At 58.3% G+C, this 23,369-nt stretch carries 2 protein-coding genes; both read left to right on the forward strand.

All coding sequences use genetic code 11. The annotated features are described in order from the left end of the window. Window positions 1-21: 21 nt before the first annotated feature. On the forward strand, window positions 22-4,254 hold the full coding sequence (locus tag Pla100_RS31410; protein ID WP_231602494.1) for a beta strand repeat-containing protein: 4,233 nt from the start codon (window positions 22-24) through the stop codon (window positions 4,252-4,254). 53 nt (window positions 4,255-4,307) lie between these two features. Then, on the forward strand, window positions 4,308-23,348 hold the full coding sequence (locus tag Pla100_RS00440; protein WP_261344774.1) for a dockerin type I domain-containing protein: 19,041 nt from the start codon (window positions 4,308-4,310) through the stop codon (window positions 23,346-23,348). Window positions 23,349-23,369: the final 21 nt, after the last annotated feature.

The following is a 23,369-nucleotide window of genomic DNA, read 5'->3' on the forward strand; positions in this document are numbered from 1 at the left end:
TCAACCATCGAGAATGCTAGCATGAAGAAACGATCAACGCGAAACACCCGCCGACGCACGCGCACGGCGTCGACGCGAAGAACTCGCCGGATATTCTTCGAATCACTGGAACAACGCGCGATGCTGGCCGCCGACATGCTGTTCGAGGGAACGAGTAATGACGATCAGATCGTAGTGAGGGATGCCGCGACGCCAGGCATGCTTACCATCGAGTCGACGAACGGGACGTTCAACGCAGTCACGTTCGAAATGCCCACCAACTCGCTGACCATCAAAGGCCTTGGAGGAAACGATACGATCACCGTTGCTTCATTCAACTCGCCCTTCAACGGCGACCTATTGCTTGAAGCAGAAGGGATTACCGTCAACCCTGGTGTGACGATCAGTACCACTGGCAAGATCACGTTGACTGCGAAGGCCGAAGACGACGGAAAGATTGAACCCAGGGTCAACCTTGGTCTGATCGAAGTACCGTTGCCGGTCGACTTGACCGGTTTCTACTACGCGAACCCTGCGGCGCTGATCGATCTGACCGGAGCGACGTTGGTTGGTACGGCGATCACATTGAGTGCGGATGCGTCGGCACCAATCAATGCAGCACCCGCTCAATTCAATGCGTTCGAAGGCACCGGCGTTTACGTGAAGTCGAAGGCCGAAATCAAGATCGTTAACACAACCGTAACTGCCGACAGTCTGAGTGCGATCGCGACGTCCAGTGTATCGAGTGACCAAGAAGACAAAGCCGACGGTACCGTTGCCACGGGTGATGCCGGCATCTCGGTGGCAGTTGTCGACAGCGACGCACTGGCTTATGTCACGGGAACGAGCACATTGACAATTTCGGGCAACGTGAATATCGAGTCGGTGAACACAATTGGTATCCAGAGTAGCGTGGACGGCGGTGCGACCGGTACCGTGGGAGCGACTTTGGCGGTCGCTGTGGTCGGTGCAGATACTCGGTCGTATATCTCCGGCAGCAGTTCCATTGCCGACGGCGCTGACTCGGTAACCATCACCGCAACCACGAATAGCACTGCGACAAGTTCTGCAACGTCGACCGCCGGTGGTGCCGAAGAAAACACAACTCCTGGGCAATCGAAAACTCAAAAAGTGCTTTCGGACCCGGATGGAGATGGAAACACCGAAGACAAAGCTTCGACGGGCGACGGTGACATCAAGTTTGCTGGCGCAGTCGCTGTCACGGTCGTCAACAACGACACGCTTGCCTATATCGACACCAGCGGCAGCATCGGGTCCGAGGGAAAAGTTACCGTGACGTCGGCCGCGACCGACAATGCATCCGCCACCGCCAGTGGTGAAAACACCGGCGGCGGGGCAACCGGCGTGGGCGTCGCGGTTGCGCTGAACATTGTGCACGTCGACAGCAACGCTTATCTAGCAGGAACCGGCAGCTTGAAGGCCGCCGAAACGATCGACGTCAGCGCGTCGTTGGGTGTCGTCGAGGGCTTCAGCGCCTCGGCAACATCGGGGGCGGGCGCGAGCGATAAGGTCGGCGTCGCCGGTTCACTCGCAATCAATGTGGTCAACACCAACGTCAATGCCGTGGTGAAAACGGGGGCAACGCTGACGCTAAGTGGCGGTTTGACCCTAACATCCACGTCGACCACCAACACTCAAACAAACGCCGATGCACAACAGGAAGCTGCGGGCACGACTGGGATCGGTGCCTCGATCGCGCTTGGTATCGGCAACAACGACACGAACGCATTGGTCGAGGATAACGCCAACTTCACCGGTGCCAGCAGCTTATCGCTCTCGGCGTCCGGCGCTCACGCGATGAGCACCGAATCGACTGCCGGTGCCGAAGGTGGCACTGCGGTGACTCCGGTAGTTGCGATCTCAGTGGCGCTGAACGATACGGTTGCTCGTCTAGGCACTGGTGTCGCAATGACGGTCGATGGTGACGTCACGATCGAAGCCACGCAAGAAAACGAATCGACGGCAAACGCAGAGGCTTCGGCCACGGGTGATACGGCGATCGGTGCCTCGCTCGGTTTAACCGTTGCCGAAGATTCAGTCAGCGCCACGCTGATGCGAAACTTGACGACGCTCGGCGGAAGTCTGGCACTGATGGGGCGAGGTGCCGCAGCGACGCGGACGACCGCCAAGGCGGGAGCCAAGGGAGCCGAAGAAGAGGATGAGACGACGCCCGCCGACGATGACCAAGTCAATCAAGAGAACGATAAACAACTCGCGTTCGCCAACAAGCGTTCTGAAATGGCGACCGGCGAAAAATCCAAACAGACGCAAACGCCCAAAGCCGAGACTGCCGACGAAAACGGCGATGGCAAGAGCGACTCGCTCAGTGTCGCGGCTGCCATCGCCGTCAATATTCATGACGCCACCTCGACGGCAACCATTCCGGACGGTTTGACCCTGGTCATCGATGGCAATGTCACGGTAAGCACAGGCGCGAACTCCGATGCCTCTGCACTTGCCGACGGAAGCGCCGTCAGTGGCGAAGGCGGCACCAGCGTCGGAGCCGCAGTGGCGCTCAACGTCGGCCAAACCGTCAATGATGCTACCGTCGGGAACGCGGCCATCACGTCCGATGGACTGGTCATCGAGGCCCTGATGACGGACCGTGAGATCAGCATCACGCCCACATCCACGGCCACGGCGGATATTGAGAGGGACTCAATTCTGGTCGGTGAACTCGATGATTTGGCGGTCGGCGATGAAGTCATCTACAGCAACGGCGGTGGCTCGAGTATCGGAGGCTTGAGCAACAACACGACGTACTTTGTTGTCTCATTGGAAGACGGCAGGATTCAGTTGGCGACCGCTGCCGATGGCGATGCGATAGATCTGACGTCCGTCGGCACCGGGGACAAACACAAGCTCGATCGTGCCGAGAAAGATGCGATCGAGTTCAATCCCGCTGAAGAGAATTTCGCGATCGAGCTCGGTGGCGGAACCGGTTTGGAAACGGGCGATGCGATCGTATATGGCAAGGGCGATGGAGCGGTGATTGGCGGGCTGACTGATGGCGAGACTTACTACGCCATTGTCGATGGTAGCGGCAAACTCGCGCTGGCCTCTTCTTACGACGAAGCCTTGGAAGGCAATGCGGTGGAACTCACCAGCGTCGGATCGGGTGAAGAACATACGATCACCGAAGCGACACACAGCGCCGGCGCCAGTGCGACCTCCGGCGCAAGCGGTGGCAATATCGGTGTCGCCGGGTCCCTCGCAATCAATGTCACCGACGGCTCGACGCAGGCAATCTTGAAGAGCGGGGCCGGCGTGACGCTGCGTGACGGGAGCGACGCAGGCACTACCGTGGGGGACGTCGCGTTGGCGGCTAAGGCGACCACGAACAACCGGGTATTGGCAACGCCTTCCGAAGACGCATCGGGTGCTAGTTTGGGCGTCGGTCTGTCGGTCGGCGTCAATGTGGGCGATCACGACGCCACGGCGAAGATCGAAGGTAACACAACGATAACCACTGCGAACAACCTAACTCTCGAAGCGGTCGGCATTCATTTCATGGTAACCGATGCGAAGTCGGGTGCTTCGTCCGAAAAGACGGCTGCGGCGGGCGCTGTCGCGACGACCATTTCGGACAATGATACGACCGCGATGGTCACCTCAGGGGGCGCAGCCTTGGACGTTCGCGGAGACGTTCTTGTTTCGGCTGATGGCTCTCACACTCAGAACACCACTGCAGATGGACAAACCGCCGGTGCAGGAGCTGGTATCGGGCTGTCGTTGCTTTGGGAATCATGGAGGACGACGTTTTGGCCGCGCTGGATCGCGGTGTTTCAACCGGAGCGACTGCAACAGCGGGTGACATTACCGTCCAAGCCAACTCGGTTGTTGCGGTGGCAACCGAAGCGAGCGCTGGGGCTCAAGGTGCCGAGGATTCGGAGGAAGCAGAGGACACCGCCGATGCACAGACGACACGCCAAACCGGATTCGCAAAAGAGCGTGGCGGCATGTCCGATCGCACTGATATCAGTGCTCCGACCACAGGTGATCGAGTCAATGATGCGAACACCAAAGCAAGTGCGCAAACCAAGGATCCCGGCGGCGCAGGCGCTGCCGGTACGGACACCACCGGCGCCGATGCGACCACCGAAACGAAAGGCAGCACGGTCAAGGTTGCCGCCGCGATCGGAGCCAGCGTGCTGCAGCCCGAGGTCACTGCGAGAATTGCCGATGGGATTACGATCCGCTCGAGCGGCGATGTCAAAGTCTCCGCGCTGGCAGACGCCGATGCGACGACGCTAGCGAGCGGGTTAGCCGTTGCCGATGACGCTCTTGGAATTGGAGCCGCCATCACGGTGAACGTTGCGTTGCTCGACGTTACCGCCGCGGTTGGCAACGGAACCTTGAATGCCGCTTCGCTCGCCGTCGAAGCCGGCACGCCTGAAGACGAAAGCAGCGACTTCAAGTTGCGAACGCTAGCCGGTGGTAAGTCGCAAGGCGGAACAAGCATCGCCGGTGCTGTGGGTGTGAATGTTGTCATCAGCGATGTGTCAGCAACGATTGCCAACGGCGCGACCGTGACGACCGACACGGGAGCGGTGGACGTTGCATCTCGCAATGACCTCGGTATTCAAACTTTGGTCGGTGGCGCGGCGCAAAGTGAGAAAGCAAATCCAACCGATGGTACGGGAACTGGTACTGGTACTGGTACGGGTACGGGAACAACAGCGAACGGAAACAGCTTTGGTGCCGCCATCGGTGTCAATGTCGTCGAAAATAAATCCGTCGCAGTGATCGGAGCCGGTGCAACGATCAATGCTGAAGGTGACGTCTCTGTCCAAGCGGATTCCTCGATTTCGCGATTGGAAATTGATTTCCCCGATTTTCCGATCGAGGAACTCCAGGAGTTGATCACCGAGTTGCAAAAGGCGATCGTTCCCGATGTGACCATGATTGTCGCGGGTGCGGGTGCTTCTTCGGGCGGTGCCGGAGTGGCCGGTTCGGCTGCGATTAGCGTGATCAACATCACGACCACGGCGGACATCGGAGCGGGTGCCCAAGTCGAAGCCCAGGATGTGATCGTTCGCGCGGCCGATCAGCTCGCGATCACGAACTTTGCCGGTGCTTTAGCCGCTGGCTTGAAAAAGGGAGGCTTTGGTGCCGGTTTGGATGTCGTGATTGTCAATAGCGATACCACCGCCTCGATCGCCGCGTCCAATAACCCAGCCCGACCAACGTTGGTTAATGCCAGTGGCAACACATTCGTCGAGGCCCTCAGTGAAGAGGACGTCTTCTCCTTAACGGTCAACATCGGCATTGGCGCCTCGACCGGCGTGGCGGGCGGAGCAGTCGTGGTCGTTCAGAACACCGACACACGTGCGTTCATCGGCGACGATGCCAAGCTTGTCCCTGCGCCAGCGGGCATCGCGGTCGTTAGCGCAGCGGGCAGTATTTACGTTGCGGCTGATAGCAACACGTCGATCGACGCCGCAGCCGGAACCGCAACTGGCGCATCGGGAATTGCACCAGCGGATCCGGGTAGTCCGAGCGGTGGTTCAGGTGGAACCAGCGTCGGTGCATCCGTCGCCGTCGTCGTCGACGACGATAATACGGAAGCGTTTGTGGGTGCGGGTGCCAAAGTGAGCGCCTTCGGCAAGAACGGCATCGCACCGATTGATGTTCGCAACGGCACGTACAACAACGACGGTGTTCAACAAACTGACAGCATCCGTGGACTCGCCGTCACCGCAACTTCATTGGACGATGTTCTCACCGTTGGGATCGGTGCGGCTGCGGCCGCTGGAAAGGAAGGCAGTTCCATCGGTATCGGGCTTTCGGTGACCGTCAATATCCTAGAAGGCAGCACTCTGGCGCGGCTCGATAATGCCGCCATAGTCAACGAAACCAACACCGATGCGGGCACCTCTCAAACGGTCGTCATGCGTGCGTCGGATAAAACGATTCTCAACAGCGATGTTGGCGGTGCGGCGTTATCGTTGGGAACCGGTGCCTCAAAGCGTTCCATCGGCGTCGGCGGGGCCGTCGCTGTCGGAATCGTCGAAAACGATGTGCGAGCGTTGATAGATGGGGCCACGGTCAACGCAATCGGAGCGCTCGTCATGGACAGTCATTCCAAGTCGAATCTCGACACTCTGGCGATCGGCGTGGGCGGGGCTGCGTCAGGAGGTTCCGGCGGTGGACTCGCACTAGCAGGTGCTGGCAGCGGCTCGGGGAACACGATCGACAACACCGTAGAATCCGTGATTCGAAACAACTCCCGAATCAACGTCGGTGGCCCAGCCACAGTGACCGCTGTCGACGATTCGTTGATCAACACCGTCGCGGGCGCAGCTTCACTGTCATTGTCTTTCGGCAGCAAGAGCAAAGCAGGTGCGGTTGGCGTCGCCGTGGCAGTCAACGACGTTGATAACATCGTCCGCGCAGAAATCGATTCTTCGACCGTCACTTCGGCGGGCGGTCTGACATTGACGTCCGACTCAAGTCCAACGATCAAAGCGCTGACGGTCGGAGGTGCAGTAGCGGTTGCGGCGGGCGGTGGAACCGGCGGGGCACTCGCCGGTGCCGGCGCTGCGGCTATCAACAACATCGGAGGCAGCGTCGAAGCTATCCTTCGCGGAAACAGCACCGTTACCGTTTCAGGTTCCGGTGAGCTGGAATTGTCGGCCAAAGATCGCTCGAAGATTACCTCGGATGTTGTCGGAGCGTCGATCGCGGCCTCGGCCACCGGCGGCAACTCTGGGGCACTCAGCGTCGGCGTCTCGATCGCCCGAAACGAGATTGATAATGACGTCAACGCATTCATCGACGGTGCGTCCGTGACAACCACTGCGGGCGGTATTGAAGTGCTCGTGCAGGAATCTTCCGAGGTCAACGCGATCTCGGTTGCCGCATCGGTCGCGCTTAGCGGCGGCGGATCCAACAGTCTTGCGCTCAGTGGCGGCGGTGCCGAGGCCAGCAACGTGATCCTGACGAAGGCGAATGCGTACGTGAAGGATAGCACGCTCACAAGCGGCAGCGATGTCGCGATCACCGTGACGAACACCGCGTCGATCGATGCGAAGGTCGTGGCCGCATCCGCCAGTGTTGGCGGCGGTGGATCCAACGCCGCAGCGGCCTCGATTGGTGCGGCGCGTGCCCGCAACTTTGTCGGCTGGAAACTAAACGGCGATTCTTCGCCTGCCCAGTCGCAGGCCTATGTGATGAATTCGAGCGTCAATACGGCGGGCGATTTGACCGTTCGCTCGATCGCCGACCAAGATATTAATGCGACCGTGATCGCTGGCTCAGCAGCCGTCTCGGCCGCTGGCAGTAACGCATTGGGATTGAGCGGCGCCGGTGTCGAAGTCAACAATAAGATTCGGGTCCTCAGTAACGCCTTCATTGACGGAGATGGCGCAACGGGCATCGAAGCGAACCAAATCACAGTTAGCACCGACGATAGCTCGCGAGTCACAGCATTGGGTGTTGGCGCTTCGCTGGCCGTTGCGGCGGCAGGGACGAACGCGGGTGCCTTGTCGATCGGAGTATCGTTGGCGCAGAATGAGGTTGACAATGATGTGCAAGCCTTCATCCAAAATGCTGATCAACTCTCGACACGTGCGGGCAACTTAACGGTATCGTCGGTCTCGCGTGGCAAGAAGTTGTTTGATCTTGATGCCACCGGTGCACAACTCGTGACGTCGGCCGAGCTCGACGACTTGGCGGTCACGCTCGAAGACGCCCTAACGACTTCGGAGAACGAGCAAGAACAAGACGTGGCGAATGATGCAGCGATTTTTGCGAAGTTACGATCGCAATTCGCGAGCAAAGGCCATGCCTTGTCCGAAGATCTGCGACTGACGGGAATCGACGACGAGGCCAGTTGGTCGCTGGTGGATTCCGGCGACAACCAACAGGCTTACCAGATTACGCAACTGCCCAGCGGTGCATTGGAAGTTTCCTACATGACCATCCAGGCGATTGCCGTTGCCGCATCGGCCGCCGCTGGGTTCGGAGGCAACGCAGGCGTGGCACTCAGCGGTGCCGGGGCTGACGCCAAAAACGTGATCGCCACGGACACGAACGCCTTCGTCGCCAACAGCGTGATCACGGCCAGTGGCAATTTGGAATTGGACGCAACCAGCTCGCAATCCATGATCGCGACGGTCATTGCCGCCTCGCTCGCCGCTGCGGGAGGCGGCCAGGGCGGAGCCGGAGCTTCGATCGGCGCGTCGCTGGCTGAGAATTTCATCGGCTTCGACCAATCTGGCGGAACGGATGCGAACAAGGCCGCTGAGGTACGCGCCTACATCGTCGATTCCAGTATCAACGTGGGCGGTGACCTTTCGGCGTCCGCGATCGCAAATCAAGGCATTGTGGCAGTCGTTTTTTCGGGTTCCGTAGCGATCGCCGCTGGCGGTAGAGGTGCCGTGGGGCTCGGCGGATCGGGCGTCAATGCGAAGAACAAGATTGGCTCGGTGGTCGAAGCTTCGATCACCGGCGATGGCGCAAACGGTATCACGGCGGACAACGTAACGCTGATCGCGAGGGACACTTCCGACTTCAAAGCTGACGCCGGGGCGGTTTCGCTAGCTGCCAGCTTCGCCGGCAAGGGTGCCTTGTCGTTGACGATCGGTGTGGCGCTGGCCTCGAACGAGATCAGCAACCAAGTCGCCGCGTTCATCAGTGGTGCTGATAACACGCTTCGTGCGGAAACGGGAGGTGTGGTGATCGAAGCAAGTGAGATGGCATCGATTCGGTCGCGAACGGCTGCCGCGGCCGCTTCCCTTGCGGTTTCTGCTGCGGGCATTGGGCTCTCCGGAGCCGGCGCACAAGCCACCAATGTGATTCTGGGCGGAGTGAATGCTTACATCCAGGACAGTCTCGTTACGAGTGCAAGTGCCATCACAACCAAGGCGTCGAACGACTCACTGATCAACGCGCAAGTGATCAGTGCCGCTGCCTCGCTGGCATACGGGGGGGCAATCGGCGTGGCGGTATCGGTCGGTGCTTCGATCGCAGAAAATGCAATCGGCTTCACCAGTTCTGGTTCGAAGAACCCGTTTCAGGTCCGCGCCTACACCGACAATTCGACACTGGATGCGACGGGCGCCATCGTATTCGATGCGTCGACAAACGAGAAGATTCAAGCATTGACCTTTGCAGGATCGGTTTCTGTCGCAGGTGGAGCCGGAACTCTTGCCGGTGCTGGTAGTGGCGTGAACACGACGAACAAGATAGCCAATGCCATAGAAGCGTACGTTCAAGGCAATCAAGCGATCATCACTGGTTCAACAGTGACTCTGCAAGCTCAAGACCAATCCGTCATTGACGCGACGGCCGATGCCGCTTCGATTGCCGCAGCCTTGGGACTCGGCGGCGCGGTCTCAATCGCAGTCACACTGGCGGAAAACGTCATTGAAAATGATGTCAAAGCTTTCAATCAAGGTGGCGCAATCACGGCCAAAACAGGTGACGTCCTTGTCAATGCGATTTCCAAGCCAACGATCGATTCGAAGGGCCGAGCTGGTGGCGTCGCTGTTGGTGTGGCCGTCGCAGCGGCCGCTGGCTTAAATGTCAAGAACACCGTCGGTGGATCAACGTCAGCTCGCGTCAACGGCGGCAGCGTGACGGCCACAGGTGGTGAACTGAAAGTCGTCTCTGAATCGATCGCCAAACCCAGCGTGGATGGTGCAGGCTTGGCGGCTGCCATCGGACTCGGTAGTGGAACCGCATTGGGCGCGGTCTTTACCGAGTCAACGGCTTCCGGGGTCACCGATGCGGATGTGGGTGGAACGATTATCGTTGATCGCTTGACGGTTTCCGCCAGCGGTACTACCACTGTCAACGCAAGTTCAACAGCGCTAACGGGCGGAATCTTAGGTGTCGGTGTCAATCAAGCTAGCACGACAAACACTCCACGCGTCACAGCAACCGTCGCTGATCAGGCGGACATCAAGGTCACGAACAGCGCAACGATCACCGCCGTGGCTTCGGCATCCGCCGAGTCCAAGTCGATGGGCGTGACAGTGGGATTGAATAACGTCGGACTGTCGATGGCCGATCTCACGCTGAAGCCCACCGTTCACACCGTTATCGGTGATCGAGCCAAATTGGTTGCCGACGGCAAGGTCACCATCGCTTCCCGTCTCACGGAAAACATGGGGAATGTAACGACGTCGGCATCCGGTGGTGGCATCGCAGGGGCCAGCGGAGCTTTATCGAAACAGACGGTCGTGGCCGATGTGCAGACCGTCGTTGGGCGAGCTGCCATGCTTGCCGGATCAACCGGGTTGGATGTGCTTTCCAGTTCTCTGGTCGAGCTGGTTGATGAAAGCAAAGTCGAGATCGGCGGTGGCGTGTCTTTGCAGAAGGCGGAAACCAAAGAAACCATCAACACCACCGCCCGCACGATGATCGGTGGAGCCAGCCAGTTGCATTCCGCTCGCGGGACCGTCAACGTCGATGCCACCAACCAAGCCGACGTGAAGTCGGAATCCAAGACTCGCTTCTACGGACTGGGATCCGGTGCGATCGCCAACGCGACGACGCGGATCACGGGCATCGCGGGGGCCGAACTCGCCGAAACGGTGTTGGGCGCCGGCAGTTTACTCAGCGGTCCTCGTGTCGACGTCGGCGCCTCGGTCTCGACAATCAAAGTTGATTCCGACGCCGACGGTCAACAATTTTCCGCTGGCGGCGTCGTCCACACGATCTCGGTGGTGGATGTCGCTGGGACTGCCGCCGTCGAGCATCAGACGGGTTCGCGAATCAACGCGGGAGCCGCCAACATCTTGGCCGAACAAGGCGTGATCGATATCAATGGCCTCGGCGAACAAAGCAAAGGCTTGGGGCTCGCACCGGTGCATGACGGTAACGTGATTAACGACGTCTCGCTGTTTGCCGAGGTCAGGGTGGGTGCGGACGCGGAAGTGGCCGCCAACACGATCGATATCAAAGCCAAAGGCGCGACCGGCAACGTCATCAACGACAAGAACAACGATGCGGTCGGAATTCCGGTCAGTAAGATTGATGTCGGCGCGAATGTCAACACCGGCGCGACGGTGCACGTTGCCGGACAACTGCTGCCCGGCAGCAACTTTGCCAACCTCGTCATTGACGATGGCGGGGCAGTGCTATTCAACCAGGGTTTTGACGGCCCCAACTTGACAACCGGCACCACGATCACGGGTGCCGATGCGACCATCAATGGTTTGCAACCCGCCGAAGCAGCACGATTGACAATTCGCGCCGAACGATCGCAACTGAACGTCAGTACCAACGAGGACGTCATCGCGTTGGGCACCAACGAAGAGGACTTCCGCAACACGCAAGCCCAAACCGTCACGATCGATAGCGCCGCTTCGTACGCGGTTCCCGATCGCTTTGCCTCGGTCACGATCGACAACCGCTCCGGCAAGCATCTGGACATCAACGGCATCGACGTCTTGCTGACTGGAACGACCGTCACCCCGGTCATCTCACCGGCGGCGACGCTGACCGATGCGGGCGTGAAAAAACTCAGCGGCGCGATCATCGAACTGAAGAACAATAGCGAAACGGCGACGGCGAATATTTTCCTGGACGGCGCGATCAACAATCCGACCGGGATGACCACGATTCACACCACCAGCGGTTCGATCCTCGATCGCGAGACGGGTGCCACGTCACGAATCAACACGGCGACACTGGACTTGAGTGCCGGATTGAACTTGGGTGAAACGACCGCCCCGATCCAAGCCGATGTCAGTCAGGAAACCGGTGCGACGCCCACGCCGACACTCAAAGCCGTGGCCGGTGGCAGCACGCACTTGGCCCTGGCGGCGACCACTCCGGTGCAGGCACTTGCCGTTCTGGGAATTGAAGGACAGACCGGAAACGTTGCGGCCGACTTTGCGGGTAAACCGATCACCCTCGCTGGAGCCATCCTGGCCGCTGATGCCGGCACCATTACGCTCACGAACGTCGCCGCGATCACCGACGAAAACGCGAACGGGCCGGATCTTTCCGCCGGCGGTCTTTCGATTCAAGCTAGCACCGGCGATGTCGGCGCATCAGCGAATCCGCTGGAGACGTCACTGAGCAACATCGAAGTCACGACCAGCGGCGGGTTGTTCCTGGACAATAACCAAGCCTTGACGGTTGGTGGTGTCGGGCCCGCAGTCGGTTTGAATGTGGGTGGTTTAACAAGAATCGCGACCAGCGTCTCGCTCAATGTCAACGAGAACGTCAGCGGGACCGGTGATGTTCGATTGAGCGTCCGCGACGAAGCCGATGCGACCGCTAATCAGATTGTGCTCGCTGACAATGTCCAAATCGAAAGCACCGGTGGGAATCTGCAATTGCTTTCCGGCGACACCATGTCCTTGCGTCCTGGTCACAAGTTAATTGCCAACAACGGTGCCGGCGAACTGACCATCGCGATCGACTGGTTAAACGCCGATCCTGGCGTGGCCAACGCGTTCATCGTCCCAACCTCGGCGGACGACATCATACGCGCCGCCCATCTGCGTGTGGTCGGCAACAGCGATGATGATTCCATCACCATCAATGATCTGTTTATGCCGATTTCGGTGGAGGCGTCCGCTGGTCAAGACCGCGTGAATGTCAAATTGATCACCGCGCCGGGAGCGTTAACACGATTAACCAACATCGACGTCGAGACGATCGATTTCCAACACATCAGCACGGCCGCAACGAATTGGCAGCTCGACGCGGAGTTTTCCACGCAATCGATCCCGTTGTTTGCGTTACCCAACGCGATCGTGAATGTGGCTCATCTGTCCTCCGGTGCCAATCGCATCGTGCAAAACATGCACACGGTGGGATCGTCTTTCGAAAACTTGGACGTTGATTACACCCTTGGTGACGGCGTCGACACGGTCACGGTGCTCGCCATGCGACATCCGGCGTTGCTCAATCTGGGCGGCGGCAACGACCAAGTCACCGTCGGCGGCATGCGGGGCAGCGGCCCGGACGCCGTACCGGTCGATCCAGGCAATGTGCTGCGCCCGCTTTCGATCGTGGGCGGTGCTGGACAAGATACCTTTGTCTTAGTCGAACCACGCACCGGTGCCAACGTCGTTCCGATCGGACGACTCGGCCGCACGCCCAGCGGTGCCGGTCTGGTCCAAGATTACGGAAGCCTGGAAACGGCCGGCTCACCACGACGAGTCGAATTCAGCCAATTCGAACAAACGACCGTGAATCTCGGTGAGACAGCCTCGATCTTCACCATCTTCGACACCGTTACCGCGACGACCATTAACTCGGGAACCGCCGACGACGTCGTGAACGTTCGCAAGTTGTCTTCGCCGACCATCGTGAACTTGCAAGCCGGCAACGACACCGTCAATATCCAAGGTGGAGGTGCCTTGTTGACGATTGACGGCGGTAACACGGAGGAAAAGTCGATTGACTTACCCGACGGTGGCGATCGTGTCTTGTTGGGAACGACTCGATCGTTCGACAAAACCGTGGTGAATGTGGCCGATGGACTTAACGCGATCAAGTTGTTCGGCACCGGATGGGAAGTCGGGCAAGAGTTGATCTTGATGTCCGACGACGTCGCACCCGGCGGACTGGTTTCCGGTGGGATTTACTACGCGGTCCCATCGGGACGTGACATCATCCGCTTGGCGCGAACACGTGCCCAAGCGCTCGCGGCCAGCCCCACCGCCGAGAACGATCCCAATATCATTCCGCTGACCGATGGCGGACAAGGCCAGCATTACTTCACGCTCGCCGTCGATGGCAAACCTCTGTGGCCGACGATCCAAGGCAGTTTGACCGGCACCGACGCCAGCCCGCTGTTGTCGTTTGCTCAACCCGGCGAAGTCGGCGTGACGGGAACCGCCACGTTCACCAACATCGAAAAAGCCAACGTGTTGCTGGGCTTCGGTGATGATACGTTCGAGGTCAACAGTACGATCGAGACCCTCGCGATTGAACTGCGTGGCGGCCCGGGCGACGATGAATTCTTATTACGCAATGTCCCCGGACGTTCGATCGTGATCAGCGGTGACAGTGGCAAGAACGACCGCGTGCGAGTGCTCGTCAACGGTGACCCCATCGCGGATCAGTTCACGTCCTTGACCATCGGCGCCGGCATCGAACGGTTGGTGGTTGACAACACGTCCAACAACGCGGCCATGGACTGGATCGTTTCCCAAGGCTCGATGCATTTTGTTGCCGGTCAGTCGACGGCGACCGCTGACACGGCGACGCACACCTTTACCTACGACACCACCGCCTTTGCGGCTTCGCGATTGGGCTCAAGGCCTCTGGCCAACGGGGACTTGGTGCTACTCAGTTCGACCGGTGAGCTACCGCAAACGCCTTTGCTGACTGGACCTTCACCGCGTCCGCTTGTCTCGCTTGACGCCAGTCAGTTTTATGTCGTTCGCGAGCTCAATGGCAGTACGTTCAAGTTGTCGTTGCCTGGTGTGACGACACCTTTCGACCTGACGACCGGAGCGACGGGGACGATGTCGATTCGGCGGGTTTCAGAACTGGTCAGTTTGGAAGTGGCCGCGAACTCAGACTTGCTCGCCGGAGGTAACGATGTGGCGACGTTGTCGGTCGTGACGCCAGGAGACACGACCGTGGACGTCAACGCGAACCAACTCCGCATCATCGAGGGTGCGCGAGTTCTCGATCACGAAAGCAATCTGTCTCGGCAAAGTTTCCCCTCCGCACGTGTCGACGGATTGCAGGGCGTTCGCAGTGTGGTCACCACCCGTAACCACTTCGTCTTCGCGGCGGGCACGGCCGAAAACAAGATCGCGATGTTTGTTCGGCAAGTCGATCCCAACGACCCATCCAAATCACTGTTGACGTTCGTCAAAGCGATCGAAACGGGGCAGGAAAGTGGTCCCAGCAGTCCGAGTGTCTTGAAACTGAGTCCCGATGAGCGATTTTTGTATGTCATTGGCGGCGCAAACTTCAGTGTCTACGCCATTGACAATGTCAACGGTCGCCCAGATTTGGTGTGGGTTCAGGATGTGTACGAAGACGGCAGCGGCGGAATTTTGTCGTTGTCACCTGCAACACCCGACGGTCAGTTGCTGCCCCAGTCAGTCAACTTGCACCTGCGATTACAAAACCCGACGGACCTGGATTTCAGCCGCAGCTTGGATCTTTTCGGTAACGAAGACGACGGTGGAACCCACGTTTATGTCACCGACGCCGGCGACGAAGACGGCATCGCGGTTCTTCGTCGCGATCTCAACAGCGGCATGATCACCGGTGCGGTTCAGAAACTGCGAGCCGAAAACAGCTACGGCAAATCGATCGATGTCGGCAATGATGTGGTGGACCGACCGAATTTGGATCTGATATCGGGTGCCACGCATATTTTGGACGAGCCGATCCCGGGCACCATCTCGACCCGCGGTGTTTATCAGTTCTATGCCAGACCCGGTACCGTCGGGCAACGCATCACTCCATTGCTGCTCCAGCCGATCGGAGAGGATGACCATACTTCACCAACGAATCGCCAATTCCAAATCTTTGCCATTGGCGAAACTCGCACGATCGAACAAGTGGGCGTCAATGAGTTCGAATTCAAGCTGCCGAGTACGCCGGCGCAATTTGGTTCCGGTCTGTATTTCGGTTGGACCGATGGGTCGTCCTCTTTGACTGGCAATGCGATCGTCCCCTACACCGATGGCACGTCGAGTAATACCTATCTCTTCAATTCAGGCTATAGCGTTGGCAATGCGACGCCGCTGACCTCGTTCCAACCTGGCCGGGCATACTCCATGGATGCCAATTTCCAGACCGCAGTGGTTCAAGGTTTAGACAACCCTCTTTCCATTGCTGTTTCACCCGATGGCAATCGTTTGGTGACGGGCGACAGCTTGGGGCGAATCGCCACCTGGGTTGGGGCAACCGGTCAACCGTTTCGATTGCAGGCCAACTCGGGTTGGTTCCCCGAAACGGCGGGCCTCCCCACAGCGGTCAACAACCCTGATTTGGGGCGTCAAATTGACGTGAGCTTCACCGCGAACCGTGACTTGCGGATCGTGGCTGACGACAATTTGGTCCCAAGCCAAGTGCCGGCCGGATTCGTACTTTCACCGGCTACCGCATCGGCCGGTGACATCGTTTACGGAGCCTACTTCAATCCGATCACAAAACTCCAAGTGATCGTCAATCGTGCCAATCCCGGAATTGCGTTGGCTCAAATTCCAGGAGGTTATATCTCGTTGCCCAACGGCGAATCCGCCGGCGCGCTCTTTGATATCGATGGACCGATCGCTTCGATGGCCTCCAACGGCAGCTTCCTGTTCGTGGGCCTGCCGGTTAGCGATCGATTGCGACCGGCTGGCCAAGAGGCCGACGATGTTGGCGTTGTGCAAGTCTATTCAATCGGTGCCCTGGGTCAGCTCACTCCGTTCCAACATCTCGTCGCTTCGACCGATCTGAATGTGCTGAGTAAAAACTTCGGAGCGAGCATTTCAGTCGATGGCAACCGAGCGGTCATTCCTTATACGGCCCAAGATGGCTCGCAAAGGCTTCAAATTTGGGAACTCACCAATGGTATTTGGGTGCGAAGCGCTGACTTGGCCGGCGGCAGCTTAGTGGATCTGGATCGTGACACGTTCATCGTTGGTCGTGAACGATTCAATCCCGGCGATGGAAATGCGACCATCTTTCGACGCAATGTTTTTGGACTTTATCAACCAGAATTGGTGGTCAACGTGGATCCCATTGCCGTTTCGATTGGTGGCAATACTGCCACGATCGTGGGTGAAGATGGCACGGTTTACATTTACCGCCAAACCGCCACCGGCTGGGAAGAACGCGATGTCTTTGACTCGATCGCAACAAGATCCGTCGCAAGCATTCAAGAAAACGGATCGCTTCCGCAACGAACACAAATTCGTATCACGGGACTCCAGGTCAATGCCACCAACGAAGGTAGCACTAACGAATGGCAGATCCTGGTGCAATCGCCCGCCAACACAGGCCCTATCGTAGGTGACTACAAATTTGATTCGACAACGACGGGCGGGGGCATCATCAATCTCGACCTTCCGATTTTGGAGGTGACCAGCGACATTCGCATCGTTGTCATGGAAAGAGATACCGGGCTGGGTGATTCGGATGACTTCATCGGCCAGTTTTATCTTGGAAACGGAACCGGGTTGCCAAGAATTCCCGCAACCACTGCTTTCTCACCCAACTTGACAGGCGAAGATGCCAATGTCCGCGTTCGTTACGATGGCATCCACATCGACGATATGGACGACATCACCATGACGACCGATTTCATCGATTCACTCGGTGATCTTGTCGTAATCGGTGTGCCACGTACGCCTGGTTTTGCCGGCATCAATTCACCCGGTGAGGTCATTGCGTACCGCGAAGCCGAACAGCAATCGGGCTGGTTCTCCTCCGGTGGACAAATTTCTGACATCGCATTCAGTCCCGATGGCACGACGGTGTACGCCACCGACGTGTTTGGCAAGGTCTTCGTGCTGCACGATGACAATGGCAGCGACGTGCGGACACCTGCTTCGCTGCTGCTGGACCCATTGCAGAATCCAATCGATACGAATGCAATTCCATCGCTCGCCGGTGCTAGCTCGGTCCATGTCAGCCCCGATGGCAACCGCGTCTATGTGACCGCCGAACAATCCGGCGCGGTGACGGTCTTTGATCGAAATGGCGCACTCGCCACACCAAACGATTTGGGTACCAATACGTTGATCCCGAATAATGGCGGCAACTTGAACGGAGTTGCCGATTCGGCGCTCGAGTCTCCCTTCAATGTTCAAGGCGGTTTGCAACAGTTTTTGGTCACTGCCAGTTCCGGTTCGTCAACGCTTGCCACGTTTGAGTTGGTTGGGAATCAGTTCGTTCCCTCTCAAGGCAACAATCCCAACGGTGGCAACGGTCTGGGTGATGGCAATCCGCTCGACAGCGTCACCCGCGTCCAAGCGTTGACGATCAACCCTCTCAACAGCAACGTCAATAACGTCAATCAAGTCTTCTACGCGGCGGCACCGCTCGATGACGCCATCTTTGTCTTCAACCGCAACGCCGCCGGCGACACCCGAGTCGTCCAGCGACTCAAGGACGATCGCGCCGGAGCATCCGGGCAAGATGACCTGAGTCTCGCCGGCGCGAGCGACATCGTTGTCAGCCCCGATGGTAAGTTCGTTTACATCGCCGCAGTCAAAGAGGGCACGTCAGGCGAAATCAGCGTCTACGAACGCGTCACGCTTAACGACGAAACCGGCACTCCGTTTGACGGCTTACGCTATGTTGGTAAGACGCCTACGAGCGTATTCAATGCGACGGGTAACAACGACGTCATTACATTGCGTGCTCCCATCAATGGCGGTCACGTTTACGCCAGCGGCCCCAACGGGCTGCAAGTCTTCGCCCGCGATGTGACTAACGGCAACCTGACGAACGTCGCCGCAACACTGCCAATTACCGTTTCGGACATCAAGTTCGCGAGTACTTCGCGGGCTTATGCGGTTCGTCCGTCGACCAACGAACTGCTGGTCTTTGATCGCGCCGCCAACGGCACATTGACCCAAGCGGCAGCCTACACGACGCGGCTTGATAACCCTCGATCCGTTGAAATCGGCAACGCGATCAACGGACAAGAAATTGTCGAAGCTCGCTTCGTTTATGTCGCTTCGGCGGGAACGAACTCCATTTCGGTGTTCGACGAGTTCGCCGCCGATGGCAGCGATACGCAAATCAACGGTACTCTGCATCATGTGCAAATCATCCGCGAAGGTGTCGGCGGAGTCCGCGGTCTCGGCGGCGTCCACGTGTTGCAAGCCAGTGCAACAGTCAACGACACCGTGTTGCAGTTTTCCGGCAGCGAATTGGACGTGGCCGAGTCAACGATCAACACCGATTTGCCTCATGGATTGCGTACCGAACAACTGGTTTCGTTCCGAACGGCAAGCGAAGCTCCCGGTGGCGTGCAAACCGAAGACACGACGCTGTATTACGTTCGCAAGATCGACAAGAATCGTTTTCAACTCTTCACGACGCCCGAGTCCGCCCGCAGTGGCGATCCCACGGGCCGAGTCGCGTTCACTGCAGGCGATGGCAGTTACGCGTTGCACACGAGCTTGCCCGAAGGAGCTTTCCTCTACGCGCTGGGTCATGATGCAAACTCCATCGTCGTGTTCCAACGCGAGTTGGATGCGGCGAGTCCCGATGTCGGTCAATTGACGTTCCTGCAAGTCATCCGCAATCGAGTCGGAAACGCCACCGGTGGCGCGAACAACGGTTTGTTCCGCCCCGATTCGATCGTGGCCCCGAGCGGTGATACCTCGACCGTGTTTGTCAGCTCCAGCTTTGATCCGCTGCTCGTCGGCGCTCCCGGAGGATTCGTCTCGTTGCACAACAACGCCGACGATAGTCCGTCGTTGCCCCCGATCGAAACCCGATTATCCTTCTCGGGAATCAAGTCACTCAACGTGACGACCGGCAGCGGTTCGGACATCATCACGGTCAATCAGGCTCCGATGAGCGGCGGCGGAGTGGGTGCCACCTCGATTCCGATCACCGCAAACACGGGTGGTGGCGTAGATTCATTGACCCTCAATGATGCTGCCGAAGGCGTGTTGACACAGGCGGACCTTGGCGCGGGCGACGATGCGTTCACGATCCGCACGCTAGGCGATGCCGCGTCGAACATTCAGGTTCGTACGGGCGATGGAACCGACTCGGTGTTGATTGAACAGGTCGCAACTCGCTCCGGCGTGACGGTCTGGACCGAAGGCCCGACTGACAACAGCGATTGGGAAGATTTCGTGCGGGTCGCCGCTCGCGGAGTCGGACGTGACGGCAACGTAACGTTGAATGCATCGAGCGAAGATCAATTTTCCTACGAAGTCGAAGGCGAAGAAGGCAACGACCAAATCGTCAATGCCAACAACGCTGCCGGCAACCAACTTCAACTTTTCTGGAATGACGAAAACGCGAGACTCGGTAGCGTCTTCACCATGATTGATGATAACGCGCAATTACCCGGAAACATCGAGTACCAGACCTCCGACAGTGTCGTGTTGGCTTCGGTGGCGAACCCCGGTGCGATCGAACAAGGATCTCAAGTCACGTTCGCCAGCAACAGCACCGGCGTCGATGATCAAAATGGCAGCTTCGTCACGTACGCCTGGGATCTCAACGGCGACGGCCTGTTCACGGAACTAATCACGACCGAGCCCTCGGTCACGTTGTCGTGGCAAGACTTAACCGAATTCGGCTTCGCCGCTCGCGGTGGTGGCGACTATCGAGTTCCCCTTCGCGTGACTCGAAACTTCGAGACGATCGACCCGAACACCGGCGAAACTCGAGTATCTAGTACGCAGCAGAGCGATTCCGAAGTCACCGTCACGGTCAATGACTCCGCCCCGGTTGCCTTGGTCAATGGAGGTCAAACCGAAACAAACCACACCGTGCGTCTGCGGGGCCCATCGTTCACGCTGCCACTGGCCGTCACTGGGAATGATCCTTTAGGAGACGAGATTGTCAGTTGGACCATCAACTGGGGCGACGGGTCACCTGCGCAGACGGTTGGCGCGGTGAACATCGCCAGCCATCTTTACCCGCGACCAGGACGGTTCGATGTCGTCGTCACCGGACTCGACGAAAACGGTTTACAGACACAACCGGTGACAACGGTCGTCAACGTGGCGTTTGATTCACAATCGGTAAATGCGGGCTCCGCTTACACAATCAACGAAGCTCAACCGATCATTTTATCGGGTGAAATTGCCGGTTCCCCCGAATCGGCCACTTGGATTGTCAACGGTCAAAACGCGGGTACGGCTGTCTTGCAGAGTTACAACGCCTCGACCAATCAAACCGGCGCGAGTTTGTCATTGACGTGGCAACAGTTACAGGCCATCGGTGTTGCCAACGATGGAACGTTCAGTGTCGTCCTGCGAGCGACTTATGCGGGCACCGCCAATCCGATCGCATCGGCGTCGGTCAACCTCGTCGTTAACAACGTGGCTCCTGAAGCGACGTTCTTCCAAAGCGGCCCGATCAAACAAGGTGAAACGGCCACAGTCGGATTCCGCGACATTGTCGAACCCAACGACGTGCTGACGTTCAGTTACAACTTCGGTACCGGATTCGTGGTTGGTGAAGCGAACACATTGGTGCCGTCGTCGCTCGGACCTGGAACGCACTTGATCCGAGGCCGCGTTTCCGACGGCACGGTCACGCAAGATTACGAAACCACGCTGATCATCAACGACTTGCCTCCCAGCATCAACGTTAACGGCGGGTTGCCTGATCTGATCGAAGTGAACGAAGGAGCCACGACCACCCTGACTGGAAGTTATGAAAATCCCGGTGGAGGTGCGGTCTCGCTAACGACCTCGATCGGATCGATTACCAACGATCCGACAACCAAGACTTTCACGTGGACCTACTCGCCGGCGGATAACCGCGTCGGTGTGGCGAGGGAAACGATCACGATCACCGATGCGGAGGGATCCAAGGCAGTGCTTGATCTCAACATCGTCGTCAGCAATGTCGCTCCTCAAGCGGTCTTCGTTGTTCCCATGAATGTGCTCGAAGGCGCGACCGGTGTCACGGTTTCATTGACCGACCTCACGGATGTTTCCGCGACGGACTTAGCGGCCGGTTTGCGGTTCTCATTCGATTTCGGCGACGACGGTAGCTTTGAGATCGGTGACGGAGGTTACGCTGGTGGAGTCGCCGCGGCCTCGGCAGCCGTCCCGGCAATCTGGCTGGCCGATGATGGCGAGGTTCCGATCCGGGCACGCGTGGTCGACAAAGACGGCGGTGTCACACAGCTAACCCAGACGTTATCGGTGGCCAACGTGTCGGCGACACTCGGCCCGCTCACCGTGACTCCGGTGCAGTTCACTGGTTCCGGGGCGGTCCGCGTGACAGGTACCTTCTCGGGAGCCCCGTCCGCAGTGGACACGCATACGATCCAAGTCGATTGGGGAGACGGCCGAACGCATCGCTTGTCCGCCGACAACGTGATCGGGATCGCACAGCCGGGTAGCGGCTACTCGAATGCCACCGGCGTCGCGGTGACCGGCGGCAGCGGTACGGGCATGACCTTCAATATCGCGACCGAAAACGGACGGATTATCGAAGCGATCATCCAAACGCCCGGTAATGGATACCAAGTGGGCGACGTGCTGACGGTTTCAGGCGGCGGCGGCAATGCGGTTCTGACCCTGGGTGGATTCAATCAGGCCAATGGTACGTTCACGGCGGTCCATTTCTATTCGTTCGAGACCCAATCACTTCCCAACCCAATCCCCGTCACCGTTCGCGTCTATGACGACGATGGCGGCGTAGATACCCGTACGGCCTCCATCGCGATCTCCGGCGCACCCACCATCACCAGCGACCCCAACGTCACTGTCGATGAACAACAAACGCTGGCCGTGGATGTTCAATCAACCGATGCGACCAACACCGAAGGTAGTGGATTAACCTACCGCATTACCGGCGGTGCCGACCAAGCTCGATTCTCGATTCAAACTGCTAGCGGTATCGTGAGCTTCAACGTTCCGCCGGTTTTCGATTCACCGATCGATGCGAACCAGGATAACGTCTACGAGGTTCAGGTTACCGTCACCGACGGTGCGGGGCTGACCGACGTGCAAGATTTTGCCATTACGGTCAAGGAGGTGGTGGACGAACCGAACCTCGCACCGTTGGATGTGACCGGCAGCGGACGCCCCAATCCGTTCCAAGACGGAATCATTATCCTGCGTTATATGTTCCAGTTGGGAGATGATGACTTGCAGGGCCTAAGTCCTGCCGGAGCAACGCGAACGACAGGGGCTGAGATCAAAGCTTATCTCGATCAGGTTCGGGATGCACTGGATATCAACGGCGACGGCAGCCTCAATCCGTTCCAAGATGGCATCATGATCTTGCGATATCTTTTCCAACTCGGTGAAGAGGACCTCGTCGGTTTCAGTCCTACCGGATCCACCAGGACGACCGGTCAACAAATTAAGCAATACCTCGACACCCTCATGCCCTCCGGCGCGACAGGCGAACCGTTGCCGGGGCCGATGACCGGTGATGCCGAAGGGGAATTCAGTCGGTTCTTACAATCGGTTCTCGATCCGGCGGATGTCAACGGCGATGGTCAAGTCACCGCACTGGATGCTTTGAATGTGATCAACGAACTCAATCGTGATCCTGGTTCACTCGACGTTGGAGAGTGGTCAAAGTACGACGTCAATCGCGATGGAGTAGTGACGGCGAGCGATGCCCTCTTCGTGATCAATCGCTTAAACGAGCAGCCAGCCGAGTCTGAACAATTCGTGGCGACGTCGAGCGACGACGAATACGAGTCAGAAGATATCGATCGGTTATTCGCCGATAGTACGTTCTTGAATAGTCTGTTTTAGAACTCCAACCAATTCACCGTG

This window comes from Neorhodopirellula pilleata (assembly GCF_007859915.1).
In the GTDB taxonomy this organism is placed as follows: domain Bacteria; phylum Planctomycetota; class Planctomycetia; order Pirellulales; family Pirellulaceae; genus Rhodopirellula; species Rhodopirellula pilleata.

Bases quoted from the DNA above. Each gene is read 5' to 3' on its own strand.
- Pla100_RS31410 (WP_231602494.1), top strand. From the start codon at position 22: ATGAAGAAACGATCAACGCGAAACACCCGCCGACGCACGCGCACGGCG.